Origin of the sequence: Cupriavidus sp. Met-2, assembly GCF_049843575.1 — a bacterium.
Taxonomy (GTDB): domain Bacteria; phylum Pseudomonadota; class Gammaproteobacteria; order Burkholderiales; family Burkholderiaceae; genus Cupriavidus; species Cupriavidus metallidurans.
This window is the reverse complement of record NZ_JBBHZL010000012.1, coordinates 19,907-32,362: the sequence shown is the minus strand read 5'-3', so window position 1 is coordinate 32,362 and position 12,456 is coordinate 19,907. Positions and strand designations below refer to the sequence as shown.

General features: G+C 64.4%; 12 protein-coding genes and 1 pseudogene. 7 read left to right on the top strand and 6 right to left on the bottom strand.

The genetic code is table 11. The annotated features are described in order from the left end of the window. Positions 1-12: 12 nt before the first annotated feature. Positions 13-579: an RNA 2',3'-cyclic phosphodiesterase gene (gene thpR, locus WD006_RS22715; protein ID WP_011518123.1), complete on the top strand. Its 567-nt coding sequence runs from the start codon at positions 13-15 to the stop codon at positions 577-579. A gap of 132 nt (positions 580-711) precedes the next feature. On the opposite strand, the gene WD006_RS22710 is transcribed toward thpR, so the two are convergent. Then, on the bottom strand, positions 712-1,326 hold the full coding sequence (locus WD006_RS22710) for a LysE family translocator (protein WP_029308665.1): 615 nt from the start codon (positions 1,324-1,326) through the stop codon (positions 712-714). Between the two features lie 147 nt (positions 1,327-1,473). On the opposite strand from WD006_RS22710, the gene WD006_RS22705 reads away from it, so the two are divergent. Both WD006_RS22705 and WD006_RS22700 read left to right on the top strand, forming a co-directional pair. Continuing rightward, a complete protein-coding gene (locus WD006_RS22705; protein ID WP_029308664.1) occupies positions 1,474-2,334 on the top strand; it encodes a LysR substrate-binding domain-containing protein in 861 nt (286 codons plus the stop codon). Positions 2,335-2,580: 246 nt separating this feature from the next. Further along, positions 2,581-3,375, top strand: a complete 795-nt coding sequence (locus WD006_RS22700) for a flagellar brake protein (protein ID WP_011518126.1) — start codon at positions 2,581-2,583, stop codon at positions 3,373-3,375. A 58-nt stretch (positions 3,376-3,433) separates the two neighbouring features. Here the strand turns inward: WD006_RS22700 and WD006_RS22695 are convergent, their stop codons facing one another. Both WD006_RS22695 and WD006_RS22690 read right to left on the bottom strand, forming a co-directional pair. Beyond that, the gene (locus tag WD006_RS22695) at positions 3,434-4,288 is read right to left on the bottom strand and encodes an IclR family transcriptional regulator domain-containing protein (protein ID WP_008645453.1); all 855 of its coding nucleotides are present in this window, start codon (positions 4,286-4,288) and stop codon (positions 3,434-3,436) included. Between the two features lie 294 nt (positions 4,289-4,582). Then, positions 4,583-6,835: a patatin-like phospholipase family protein gene (locus WD006_RS22690; RefSeq protein ID WP_029308663.1), complete on the bottom strand. Its 2,253-nt coding sequence runs from the start codon at positions 6,833-6,835 to the stop codon at positions 4,583-4,585. Positions 6,836-6,909: 74 nt separating this feature from the next. Between WD006_RS22690 and WD006_RS22685 the strand changes: the two genes are divergently transcribed. The 3 genes and pseudogenes from WD006_RS22685 (at position 6,910) to WD006_RS22675 (ending at position 9,249) form a co-directional block, all read left to right on the top strand. Continuing rightward, entirely contained in the window at positions 6,910-7,278 is a 369-nt protein-coding gene (locus WD006_RS22685) for an oxidoreductase-like domain-containing protein (protein ID WP_029308662.1), read from the top strand. Then, on the top strand, positions 7,275-8,108 hold the full coding sequence (locus WD006_RS22680; protein WP_029308661.1) for an NAD-dependent protein deacetylase: 834 nt from the start codon (positions 7,275-7,277) through the stop codon (positions 8,106-8,108). The genes WD006_RS22685 and WD006_RS22680 overlap by 4 nt, the downstream gene beginning before the upstream one ends. Before the next feature lie 282 nt (positions 8,109-8,390). Beyond that, a pseudogene (locus tag WD006_RS22675) lies at positions 8,391-9,249 on the top strand (DMT family transporter). Here the strand turns inward: WD006_RS22675 and WD006_RS22670 are convergent. The 3 genes from WD006_RS22670 to WD006_RS22660 form a co-directional block, all read right to left on the bottom strand. Further along, positions 9,246-9,827: a DUF1439 domain-containing protein gene (locus WD006_RS22670; RefSeq protein ID WP_011518132.1), complete on the bottom strand. Its 582-nt coding sequence runs from the start codon at positions 9,825-9,827 to the stop codon at positions 9,246-9,248. The pseudogene WD006_RS22675 and the gene WD006_RS22670 overlap by 4 nt on opposite strands. Before the next feature lie 91 nt (positions 9,828-9,918). Next, complete coding sequence (locus WD006_RS22665; RefSeq protein ID WP_008645462.1) at positions 9,919-10,122, bottom strand: SlyX family protein; 204 nt, start codon at positions 10,120-10,122, stop codon at positions 9,919-9,921. Positions 10,123-10,317: 195 nt separating this feature from the next. Continuing rightward, on the bottom strand, positions 10,318-10,746 hold the full coding sequence (locus tag WD006_RS22660; RefSeq protein ID WP_029308660.1) for a VOC family protein: 429 nt from the start codon (positions 10,744-10,746) through the stop codon (positions 10,318-10,320). A gap of 289 nt (positions 10,747-11,035) precedes the next feature. On the opposite strand from WD006_RS22660, the gene argG reads away from it, so the two are divergent. Next, a complete protein-coding gene (gene argG / locus WD006_RS22655; RefSeq protein ID WP_008645466.1) occupies positions 11,036-12,361 on the top strand; it encodes an argininosuccinate synthase in 1,326 nt (441 codons plus the stop codon). Positions 12,362-12,456: the final 95 nt, after the last annotated feature.

Below are 12,456 nucleotides of genomic sequence, written 5' to 3'. Positions count from 1 at the left end.
GCGGGAGCGCGCGTGGCGCGTCTGTTCGTCGCCATCCAGCCTCCCGCCGCGCTGGTGGCCGACCTGCTGCGCATCGTTCCCGCACAGCACGGCATTCGGCCGACGATGGCCGCGCAGTTGCACCTGACCCTGCGCTTTCTGGGCGAGCAGGATGACCCCACGGCGGTGCGGATTGAACGGGTGTTGTCCGAGGTAGCTGCGCCGTCCGTGGTGTTGCAGGTGAAGGGTGTCGGCCGCTTTCGTGGCCGCCAGGGCGCCATACTCTGGGCCGGGCTGGAGGCGTCGGCGCCGATGCAGGCGTTGGTCGACGCCATCACCGCCGCGCTGGAGCGCGAAGGGATTCCACCCGAGCGCCGCCGCTTCTGGCCACATTTGACCCTGGCACGTTGCCGGCCTGAGGTGCCGGAGCATGTACTGCGGGACTGGCTGGCGGCCCGTCGGGCACTGTCGCTGCCTGCCTGCACGATCGACCGGTTCGTCCTGTTCGAGAGCGTGCTTGACCGACAGGGCGCGCGGCATGTGGCGCGGGCCGTCTATCCACTTGTCGCGAACGGTCCAGACCGCTGCCCCCAACGCTGACACCTGTCACGCCGTGCCGCTCGGCCGGTGATCGCCCGGACAGCCGCTCTGAGTGTTGGCTTCAGATCTGCCATGTAACGGCTGTAACGCATGTTGCATGCAGTATCTGGATGGCTTGCTCAACGCGGTGGGCTACCTGACGCCAAGTGCCACGCCCAGCCCGAATAGGGCAGTCCCGATGATGACATCGAGCTGTCGTTGGTATCGCAGCATCGTGGCACGCAGCGACTTCGAGCCGAAACACCACGCGACGATGCTAAACCAGACCCAATGCGTGGCCGACATGAACAATCCATAGCCAAACTGCACGGCGGCGGGCGTGTGCTCGTTGACGACCTGCGAGTACGTGCTGACCACGAACAGTGTGGTCTTCGGGTTGAGCGCATTGGTCAGGAAACCCATGCGAAACGCCGCCAGTCCCGAAACGGCGGGTGCCCCATCGGCGTCGACGTCCAACGCCTTGCGATTGCGTAGTGTCTGAATGCCGATCCAGATCAAGTAGGCCGCACCAGCCAGCTTGATGATCGAGAGCAGCCCGTGCGCGTGGCGCACCAGCAGTGACACGCCGAACATGGTGTAGGCGACGTGTACCTGCACGCCGAGCGCGATGCCCAGCGCGCAAAGCAGCCCGGTGCGGCGGCCAAACAGGTAGCTGTTGCGCGTGACCATGGCGAAGTCCGGGCCAGGGCTGATGACGGCAAGAAGGGTGATGGCCGCGACGGCCAGCAGTTCGGCGAGTGGGGTCATTGTTGTGGTATTTCAGTCAGTTTTCGTTGCGTAAGCCGTGTATTCGATGGCACGACATATGCCATTTTTATTCGCAGAAACGGGTACGGCAAACGATATATACTCGCCATATTCCGTGAGAAAAACTGACTGATTGGCATGCCATCGATGCACTGGCTCGGCTGGATTCGCTTCTTCGAAGCCGCCGCGCGTCACCAGAACTTCGCCCGCGCGGCCGACGAGTTGCACCTGACCCACGGCGCGATCAGTCGGCAGATCCGCCAGCTTGAAGCCGAACTCGGCGTGAGCCTGTTCGAACGGCGTAATCGCGCGGTCTTTCTGACCGAGGCTGGCCGCACTCTCCAGTCCGCGGCCACGCAGTCGATGGACTTGCTTGCGGCGGCGGTCGAGCGCATCCGCAAGCCCGCTGCGAACACCGCGCTGGTGTTGTCATGCGAGCCAACCATCGCCATGCGCTGGCTGATTCCTCGGTTGGCACGGTTTTCCGCTCGGCATCCCGATATCCCGTTGCATCTGATGGCTGCTGGCGGCGCGATCGACTTTGCGCGTAGCGGTGTCGACGTGGCATTGCGTCGCAATGATTTCCCGTTCGATACGCGCTGGCACACGCGGGAGGTGACGCCCGAGCGGGTGGGGCCGGTTTGCCGGCCGGATCTGGCAGATCACGGGCTCGATGCAATGCCCTGGCTGCATACGCGCACTAGACCCGATGCCTGGCAGCGCTGGGCGCGTAGCGCGGGGTATGTGCTCACTGGCAGCACGGACGTCTGGTACGAGCACTTTTATCTAAGCCTGCAGGCCGCGTCCGCCGGGCTTGGCTGGGCGATTGCTTCGGAGCTGATGGCCTATGACGAGTTGTCCGACGGTCGCATGGCCGCACCCCGGGGTTTCGTGGCTGATGGCTCGGCGTACCATCTGCTTTCGCCTGTGCCGTTCGAGCATGACTCGCGCCGGCTGGCGTTGTTCGACTGGCTCCATGCCGAGGCAAACGCATCCTCACACGTATAGCAAGGTGGCGCCGTTATCGCCATTCGAGTGCGTCGCGAAGTGGAAGAAGCGTTACGTGCGCCACCCCTCGGAAGTCTGTCGCTAAAGTTACGTCGTATTTTGCCGAAGCATATGGCAGGTGCTTGCGCCACCTTCGGGTGGCGCTTACCATGCGGCGGCTGGTCGCCGCGAGCTGTCACCGCTTTCCAGTTCCCGCCCCCCAAAAGGGTGCGTTGTGGCGCAACCCTTTCGATGTAGCGTATCTCCATGAGTCTTCAAGAACCCATCGGGTCCAAGCTGGCCCAATCACAGTCCCAGGTCGATGGCGAGGCCGACGAGCGGGACGCTGCGGCCCAGTCGGATGAACGCTACCGGTTGACGCACAGCTCACAGATCGGCACCGTGCTGCGCGATATGGCCTGGCAGAAGTGCCTGCTGAATGTGCGCTCGAAGGGCGGCTCCGAGATCGTGACGTCGATCCTGCATGTCGATCCGGCCAACAAGACTTTCATTTTCGATTGGTGCCGTGCCGATGGCGAGCGGCAGGCATTGATGTCGTCCGAGCAGAACGCCTTTTCCGGCCTGCTGCGCGGAGTGCCGGTCAACTTTATCGTTGGCACGCCGGGCGCCACGCGCTTCGAAGGCGGTCCCGCGTTCATCGCCGATTTTCCCGAAAAGCTGTACCACTTCCAGCGCCGCCGCCATTTCCGCGCGCGCACGTTGCTGACCAAGGGCTACCGCTGCGAACTGCGAATTCCCGAGACGGAAAAGCAGGCGCTGCAGCTCGATATCGCTGACTTGTCGTTGTCAGGGGTGGGTTTGCGCTCGCGCGCGGTGGGCGCGGACCAGTTGCCCGTGGGCACCGTGATCAAGCGCTGCCTGCTGGACTTTGCCGAACTCGGCCGACTGGAGCTCGACATGCAGGTGGTGGGTCATTGGCTGGTGGGCTTCGACGACAACACCGTGCACCACTACGGATGCGCGTTCCTGAACCCGGACGGCCGCATGGAAAACTTCCTGCAGCGCCTGGTGTTCCAGCTCGAACTGGCGCACCGGGGCTGACACCCCGGCGCAAGCGGAAAGCGGCTCAGTTTCCGCTTAGCTTCCGCTCAGTTTCCGCTTAGTTGCCAATCATCTTGCCGATCGCGGCTGCCGCCTCCCGCATGGGGCCGAGCAGCCGCGCAATCATTTCCCCCTCCGACACCTTGTTGGCCTTCACGCTGACGCTGATGGCCGCCAGCACCACGCCGGCCTGCGACCGCACGGGCACGGCGATCGCGCGCAATCCCGGCTCCAGTTCCTCGTCGATCAGCACATAGTCCATGTCGCGGGCGCGCTGGAAGGCTGCCTCGAGCTCAGGACGCGAGATCTTGGTCAGCAGCGTGCGCGGGCGCAGTTCAGCATGGTCGAAGAACGCCTCCAGGATCGGTTGCGGCTGATGGGCCAGCAACAGGCGGCCGGTGGACGTGCAATAGGCCGGCAGGCGGCTGCCCATGCCGAGCGAGTGCGTCAGCACGCGCTGCACTTCCGAGCGAACCAGATACAGGATGTCGGTGCCGTCGAGGATGGCGAGCGCCGAGGTCTCGTGCACGCGCGCGCTGAGGCTATCCAGAACGGGCTGCGCCAGAGAGACGATCGCACTCGACGAGAAAAATGCGTGGCCAAGGTGCAGCACGCGCGGACGCAGCGCGAAGTGGCCGTCCTGCTGGCTGACGTAGCCAAGCTGTTCCAGCGTGTAGAGGCAGCGGCGAACCGAAGCGCGCGACAACTGCGTGCGCTGCGCCACCTGAGAAATAGTCAGTGGGCGCTTGCGTTCGGAGAATGCCTCGAGCACGGTCAGTCCGCGCGCCAGCGAGAGCATGAAGTTAGGATCGCCGGCAAAGCTGCCGAGGATGTCAGCGGGCGGCTTGGCAGCGCGCACGGTGTCGGCTTGCGCCGGTTTGAGACTGATGGGGCTGGGGCTCGGAGCGTCCATGGCGGATAAAACGGTGCGGGGGAGCGTTCGATAATCGCGCATCTTAACGCCCCAGAGCGCTGATTGCCGCCTTCTGGACAAAAAAATGTCGCCGGTCGGGACGGCGACGGGGAAGGGGGTGTCGGTCAAGACGGGGGTCCTGACGACGAATCGAGTATAGGTAGGGGTACAGAGACATTAAATACAACTAAGGTGGGGGAAGGCGCCGACAGCCAGCGCCGGGAGGCACATCGGTCGCTCAGGGGCTGTTCGCGACGGCTTCAGGATCGCTCAAGGCCTCCTCAAAAGGCACCTTCAAGGCTTGCCCAGGAACAGGTAGAACGCATAGCTGCCGCCCGCCGCCCGGCCATAGCCGAGGTAAAGCGGCCCGACCGGGCTGTCGATGCCCAGGAATGCCGCCATCGACTTCAGCAGCCCCTTTGGACTACCCGGCACCAGCGGCGCGCCGACGCGCCCGGCCTCAAGCGAGAAGCCGGCGTAGACGCCGTCGAAGAACGTCTGGTGGATCAGCTTGTTGTAGTAGACCATCCGCGCGAACTGCAAATTGCCGCCGATGAGTTGCCCCGTGCTGTACCCCGACTGCTGCAGGAAGCCACCCCATTGGAACAGGTCGTACTTCGGCAGGGCGGGGCCGCCGATATTGCTGCCGGCCTTGAACGCCAAACTGAGCGTGTTATTGCCGATCGAGTATGCCCACGCGCCTGAGATATCGCCCTTGGTATAGGTATCGGTCGCGCCCATGCCACCCTGCGAGGCGTAGACGTTCAGCGTGCCGCCGTACCCGAAGCGCGGGAAGTTGAGGTTGTCGAGCTGATCCGCGACCAGCCGGCCTTCGATGGCGCGCCGGTTGACGCGGCCAGGGCCGGGACTCAGATACGCGGGGCCGGTGGATAGCGAAGCATTCTGCTCCCCAACGACCACGCCAAGCCGGGCCTCGCCGTACTTGGTGATCTGGCTGCCGATGTCGAATGCGAAGTCGGTGCGGCGCAGATCGTACTGGGCCAGTCTGGTGCTGCCGCTGAAGATATTGACCGGCCGCCGCTCCAGTTCGATACGTGGCGCCACGAAGAAAAGCTGGCGCGTATCGAGCGGCTGGTAGAACTCGCTGATCAGGCTCGAAGTCTGACCCACCTGCGCATCGGTTCGCCACTCCGCCCCGAGCGAGTTCAGCCAAGTGCGGCGGTAGCTGGCCAGCAGGTTGAAGTAGGCATCGCCGCGGAAGTCGGTGCTCAGCCCGAGACCGAAGCGCAGATAGTCGGGGCCGTAGGATTTCTCGATCGCATCGACCGAAAGCACGCGCTTGCCCGGTTCCTCCAGGAAGCGATAGTTCACATGCTCGAAGTCGCCGGTGCCGAACAGGCGGCGCATGTCGCGATCGAGAGTGGCCTGCGTGATCGGCTCACCGGGCTTGGTCTCCATCGTGGCGGCCGCGAACTCCGGATTTACACGTTCCATCGGCGCAAAGCGGATTTCGTCGACGGGCCGCACGTCGGGCGGCGGCAGCGCCACCTGTCGCGCGCGCAGTTGGGCGTATTGTGCCGGCGGGATCGACAGCTCGGACAGCCGGCTCGCCTCTTTCCGTGCGGCGGCCTCGCCGATCGGGATCGTCTTGGGCAGGTGGTCGAAATCACCTGCCGAGAAATCCCCCAATTCGGGCTTGATGAGGATGTCGGTGGGCCTCAAGGAGGCCAGCGATGTGCGCACGTTCTGCTCGGTCAGGATGTTGAGCATCTGTCCGGTTACCCCGATGATCGAGGTCAGCTCTTCGCGCTTCATCAGCGGTGTGCCGAGATTGACGGCGATGATGATGTCCGCGCCCATCGCCCGCGCCACGTCGACGGGCAGGTTGTCGGTCAGGCCGCCATCGACCAGTAGCTTGCCTTCATACTCGGTGGGCGCTACCGCGCCCGGCACCGACATGCTTGCCCGCATCACGTTGGCCAGTTCGCCCTGGCTGAACACCACCGGCGTACCTGCGACCAGATCCGTGGCGACTGCCCGATACGGAATCGGCAGTGTGTCGAAGTTGCGATAGCCGGGAGCATTGGCGAGCTGCCGCAATACGGTTTCGAGCTGCACGCCCGAGACGGCACCCTTGGGCAAAAGCAGGCCGTCCGAGCGCACGCCGATCTCGGGCGTGAAAAGGTTCGTGTGGTCGTCGATCTTGCGGCGAATGGCCAGATCCTGACGGGGCGGGCGCTCCTTGAAGATCGTTCCCGTCGTCAGCCCGCCGACGAGTTTCTCCATGTCCGACGTGCTCATGCCGGTCGCGTACGCGCCGCCGACGATCGATCCCATGCTGGTGCCGGCGATGCAATCGATCGGCACGCGCAGTTCCTCGAGCACCTTGAGCACGCCAATATGGGCCGCGCCCCGCGCGCCGCCGCCCGAAAGCACCAGGCAGATCTTCGGCCGGCCCTGCGGCGCCGATGCCGCGGCGGGCTCGGCCGCCAGTGCCGACGGGCCGGCTATCGCGCCCGAACACAGCACTGCCAACCATGCGGCGCAGCGAAGAAGGGCAGAGGCGTGGCGCATCGCAGATGACATGAAGAAGAGGGGGCGGCGAAGGACATTGCCGCGACCTTCAACACTAGCAGTGTGGTCCGCATGTGGCGTATGCCATGCGCCAAGATCAAAACAATTCATCACGCGCGCCGGAACCATTCAGATCGGCGGCCACGCATGTCGGCTTCTGTCCGCTCAGGCGCGGGATAGCCGATGCGGCATATACTGGCGCCGTACCTGATTCCATTGCGTCTTCCGTGTCTTCCGTGTCTTCCGCAGAACATTTCCACACGCCCCCCGACGATCCAAAACCCGCGCCGCCAGAAAGACCCGGCGACAACGAGTGCTGCGGCAGCGGCTGCGATCCATGCGTCTTCGATTTCTACAACGACGAGATGGAGCGCTATCGCCAGGAACTGCGGGCATGGGAGGCGCGCCAAGCCGCTCGCCAAGCCGCTCGCGATAACGCCGCAACGCATTCGTGAACCATTCCGCCGCGCTTCAGGACTTCGTTGAACGGCATCGGCGCCTGTTCGTCCTGACCGGCGCCGGCATCAGCACGGACTCCGGCATTCCGGGCTATCGCGACGAACAAGGCCGCTGGCAACGCTCGGCGCCGATGACCATCAGCGCGTTCATGAGCGGTCATGCGGCACGGCAGCGCTACTGGGCGCGCAGCATGGTCGGTTGGCCGGTGGCGGCGGGGGCACATCCAAATATCAGTCATCGCGTGGTGGCGCGGCTTGGCGATGCCGGGCGCGTGTCGGCGCTGGTTACCCAGAACGTGGACGGACTGCACCAGCAGGCGGGCAGCCGCGATGTCGTCGAGTTGCACGGCAGCATCAGGCAGGTCGTGTGTATGTCGTGCGCCACGCGCTACCCGCGCGCGGAGTTGCAGCACTGGCTCTGGCAACACAATCCCGATTTTCGTGACATGACGGCATTACCCGCCGCGGACGGCGACGCGCATCTGGAGTCGCCGTTATTCGACAATTTCGCGGTGCCGATTTGCGAGCGATGCGAGGGCGTGCTCAAGCCAGATGTGGTGTTTTTTGGCGAGTCGGTGCCGCGCGAGCGCGTCGATACCGGCCGGGCGGCACTCGCCAGCTCCGATGCCGTGCTGGTGGTCGGGTCGTCGCTGACGGTGTTTTCGGGCTATCGCTTCTGCCTGTGGGCGAACGAGCTAGGTTTGCCGATCGCCGCGCTGAACCTTGGCACCACGCGCGCCGATCCGCTGCTGACACTCAAGGTATCCGCGCCGATCGGGCCCACACTGTCTGCGCTGGCGAGCGGGATCGGGCTGGCCGGCGATTGACTACCGACTGACCACCGATTGACCACGGCGGCGCCCGCCGCTAGGATCGACGCATTGCCCGATATCTTCGGGTGCCCCCCAACCAGTCATCTCATGACCCCTGTTTCTGTCACGGCGCCCCCCTGCGCGCCGCCGCGCGGCTGATTCCAGCCGACTGACGTCTCCGGTATCGCTGACGAAGACGTGCTCGCGCATCGCGCGCGGCACGCGCCGGAGCCTGCGTGGTTTTTGACAGGACAATTCATGAATTCCGAAAAGGACGTCATGGCGGACGCATCCGCCATGCGCACGTCCATGCACGCGCTTGCCGTGTATGGCGCAACCCCTTTGTTTGTGCTGCTCTGGAGTGGAGGCGCGATCTTCAGCCGTGTGGGACTTTCCCATGCCTCGCCATTTGCGTTTCTCACGTTGCGGTTCGTCATCGCGCTGACCCTGCTCGCCGCCATCGGCGTGGCACGCCGACGCATGCTGCCAGCACCCGGTACGCGTGTGCGTGTGGCGGTGACGGGCGCGCTGATGATCGGCGGTTACTCGATCAGCTACCTGCTGGCACTGGATTTCGGCATGACACCAGGTGTGCTGGCTACCGTGCTGGGCGTGCAGCCAATCCTGACTTTGCTCTGGATGGAGCGGCGCGTGTCGGTAGCGCGGCTGGCGGGTCTGACGCTGGCGCTGGCCGGGCTGGTGACGATCGTGGCCGATAGCCTGATGGCCGCAAGGTTCTCGATGGCTGGCTGGGGGGGCCGCCCTGGCCGCGCTCGCGTGCATGACGTTGGGCGCTATCGGGCAGAAAGGCATCCGGCAGGCCCCGGTGGAGATCCTGCCGCTGCAGTACACGGTGGCGCTGGCGATGTGCCTGCTGTGCGTGCCGTTCCAGCCGTTCCGGCTCGAGCACGTGCCGGGCTTCATTTTCCCGCTGCTCTGGATGGGGATCGTGATTTCGGTGGTGGCGACGCTGCTGTTCTACCGGCTGATCCAGGCCGGTAACCTGGTCAACGTGACCAGCCTGTTCTATCTGGTGCCGCCTGTGACCGTTCTGCTGGACTTCGTCGCGCTGAGCAACCGGCCCGCGCCGCTTGCGCTGGTCGGCATGATTGCCATTCCGGTGGGGCTGGCGCTGGCGTTTCGCGCGGGACGCTAGCGCAGGTTGACCTGCACGCGGATGCCGTCGGGCGCCACGGTGATGGCGCCTGGCTCGACATCCTTGCCGTTGAAGCGGAGTTCTTCGGGTTTGAACGTGTACAGGGGATAGTCCTTCAGCAGTTGCTGGGCGACCACGGCGCCAATGGCGTTGAGTTGCTCGCGGTACTGGCTCATGCCTTGCACCTCCACGTCCTGCACCGTCGGGTTGTCCAGCAGCACCGCGCGGCGCGTGGCGTCGTAGCGGACGCCGCTGTTCAGCGCCAGCGAGCCGTTGACCGGCGGGGACGGGATTACCGTGTTCGAGAGCGCCGCGTCCACCCGGGTGGTGATGCGGTTGCCGGCCTCGTCGAGCACGAGGCGCGGGTTCGAAAGCCGCACGCTGACCAGTTCGCCATAGCGCAGCGTGGCCGGGAAGCGCTTGTCCACCGCGCTTTGCAACTCGTCCTTGGTGAACGTGTATTCGCCAGTCCAGACGTTGTAGCCGGCGTGGGCAGTGCCCAGCGCCGCCGCGACAATGGCCAGGGCCAGCAACGGGCGGCGCGCGTGGGACAGGCGGTTGATCAGGGTACGGGACATGGCCGGGATGCGAATCGAAGTTACGCAGTCAGACCCGTGCCGCGCGGTGATCGTTCCGACATGTGATGCCGGTGCGGGCCATCGACAGGTTTCAGTAGTGCGGCGGGATTTCGTGCTGCGGATCGGACTCGGCAGCCATGGGTGCGCTGGCACGCACTTGTTGGTACAGCGCGCGAAACTGCGCCTGCAACAGATCGATCTGCTGCTGTTGGCGGGCGACGGCGAGATTCAGCGTCTCGATCAGGTCTTCCTGGAAGGCGACCTTGATCTCCAGATCGGTCAGGCGGGATTCCATGGTGTTCTCCGGTTGGCCGCGCATTGTACGGGACTGTACGGTACGGCCAGCCGAAGAACGGCAACGATGATCAGTGGACCAGTGGACCAGTGGACCAGTGGACCAGTGGACCAGTGGACCAGTGGACCAGTGGACCAGTGGCCCAGTGGCCCAGTGGCCCAGTGGCCCAGTGGCCCAGTGGCCCAGTGGCCCAGGTTATTCCTTGGGCCCGGCGATCACCATCCACATCACGCCGAACTTGTCGGTGACCATGCCAAAGCGCTCACTGAAGAACGTCTGCGACGGCGGCATGTTGATCTGGCCACCCTCGGCGAGCTTTTCCATCGTCTTGTCGCACTCGGCGGCATTGGCCACGTTCAGCGACAGGCCGAAGCCCTTGAACTCGGTCTTGCCCTTGGCTTCCCCGTCGGACCCCATGATCACGGCATCGCCGATTTGCAGCGCCATATGCATGATTTTGTCTTCGTCGATGACGGCCGGACCACAGCCGGGACCGGCATCCTTGGGGCCATCGCGGTAGCGCAGCATGGCGCCAACCTGCGCGCCCAGGGCGGTCTTGTAGAACTCGGCCGCTTCCTCAGCGCGACCATCGAAAAACAGATACGGCTGGACTTTCGAGGACATCGATAACTCCTGTGGATTGGGCGCCCAATACGGCCGGGCGGGGGGCTGAACCGGTACTTGTGTACGGCGTCCACAAAGATTAGGCGAGAGTCCGGGGGATGTCCACATCTATTTTCGGGGACAGATATGACGGGTCGCGAAAGGCTTGTTTCACCGTTGCCGTTTGGCGCTGACGCCGGGCCATGTCACAATTCACGGTTACGAGTTTCGGGCGCCGGACCGGCTCGCCGCATGACGCGATCGTGCGGGGGCGCCCCAAGAGCCGACAAATTCACCTGGTTTTCTGGCGATGACTACCATCCTGCAGCACATTCCTTCCGGCCAGCGCGTCGGAATCGCCTTCTCGGGCGGACTCGATACCAGCGCCGCGCTCCTCTGGATGCGCCAGAAGGGCGCCATTCCCTACGCCTACACGGCGAACCTGGGCCAGCCCGACGAACCGGATTACGACGACATCCCCCGCCGCGCCATGGCGTACGGCGCCGAGGCCGCCCGTCTGGTGGATTGCCGCACCCAACTGGTGGCCGAAGGTATCGCCGCGCTGCAATGCGGCGCGTTCCATATCTCGACCGCCGGCGTGACCTACTTCAACACGACCCCGATCGGCCGTGCCGTGACCGGCACGATGCTGGTGGCGGCCATGAAGGAAGACGGCGTCAACATCTGGGGCGACGGCAGCACGTTCAAGGGCAACGACATCGAGCGCTTCTACCGCTACGGCCTGCTGACCAACCCGGGTCTGCAGATCTACAAGCCGTGGCTGGACCAGCAGTTCATCGACGAACTAGGTGGCCGCGCCGAAATGTCCGAGTTCATGCGCCAGCACGGCCATGCCTACAAGATGTCGGCGGAAAAGGCGTACTCGACTGATTCGAACATGCTCGGCGCCACGCACGAGGCCAAGGATCTGGAGCACCTGGATTCCGGCATCCGCATCGTCCAGCCGATCATGGGCGTGCAGTTCTGGCGCGATGACGTCGAAGTGAAGCGCGAGGAAGTGACCGTGCGCTTCGAGGAAGGCCAGCCGGTGGCGCTGAATGGCAAGACGTTCGCCAATGCCGTCGACCTGCTCATGGAAGCCAATGTCATCGGTGGCCGTCATGGCCTGGGCATGAGCGACCAGATCGAGAACCGCATCATCGAAGCCAAGAGCCGCGGCATCTACGAAGCCCCGGGCCTGGCGCTGCTGTTCATCGCTTACGAGCGCCTGATCACCGGTATCCACAACGAAGACACCATCGAGCAGTACCGCGACAACGGCCGCCGTCTGGGCCGCCTGCTGTACCAGGGCCGCTGGTTCGATCCGCAAGCCATCATGCTGCGCGAAACCGCCCAGCGCTGGGTGGCTGGCGCCGTGACCGGCGAGGTGACGATCGAACTGCGTCGCGGTAACGACTACTCGATCCTGAACACGACGTCGCCGAACCTGACGTACAAGCCCGAGCGCCTGACGATGGAAAAGGGCGAGTCGATGTTCACGCCGCTGGACCGTATTGGCCAACTCACGATGCGTACGCTCGACATCGTCGACACGCGCGAGAAGCTGCAGACGTACGCCAAGTCCGGCCTGCTGTCGAACCAGACCAGCGCGGCGCTGCCAAAGCTCGAAGACTGAGCAAGGCACGTTTCCGGACGGAAAAGCGGCACGAGCGATCGTGCCGCTTTTTTTTCGCTGCCGCCCGGCAGACATCTGGCGCCCTGCAAGCTCTA

Excerpts from the sequence above, each read along its gene's own strand:
- WD006_RS22695 (WP_008645453.1), bottom strand. The coding sequence starts at position 4,288 with ATGGACGCTCCGAGCCCCAGCCCCATCAGTCTCAAACCGGCGCAAGCC.
- WD006_RS22700 (WP_011518126.1), top strand. The coding sequence starts at position 2,581 with ATGAGTCTTCAAGAACCCATCGGGTCCAAGCTGGCCCAATCACAGTCC.
- WD006_RS22710 (WP_029308665.1), bottom strand. The coding sequence starts at position 1,326 with ATGACCCCACTCGCCGAACTGCTGGCCGTCGCGGCCATCACCCTTCTT.
- argG (WP_008645466.1), top strand. The coding sequence starts at position 11,036 with ATGACTACCATCCTGCAGCACATTCCTTCCGGCCAGCGCGTCGGAATC.
- WD006_RS22665 (WP_008645462.1), bottom strand. The coding sequence starts at position 10,122 with ATGGAATCCCGCCTGACCGATCTGGAGATCAAGGTCGCCTTCCAGGAA.
- WD006_RS22690 (WP_029308663.1), bottom strand. The coding sequence starts at position 6,835 with ATGTCATCTGCGATGCGCCACGCCTCTGCCCTTCTTCGCTGCGCCGCA.
- WD006_RS22660 (WP_029308660.1), bottom strand. The coding sequence starts at position 10,746 with ATGTCCTCGAAAGTCCAGCCGTATCTGTTTTTCGATGGTCGCGCTGAG.
- WD006_RS22685 (WP_029308662.1), top strand. The coding sequence starts at position 6,910 with ATGCGCCAAGATCAAAACAATTCATCACGCGCGCCGGAACCATTCAGA.
- WD006_RS22670 (WP_011518132.1), bottom strand. The coding sequence starts at position 9,827 with ATGTCCCGTACCCTGATCAACCGCCTGTCCCACGCGCGCCGCCCGTTG.
- WD006_RS22705 (WP_029308664.1), top strand. The coding sequence starts at position 1,474 with ATGCACTGGCTCGGCTGGATTCGCTTCTTCGAAGCCGCCGCGCGTCAC.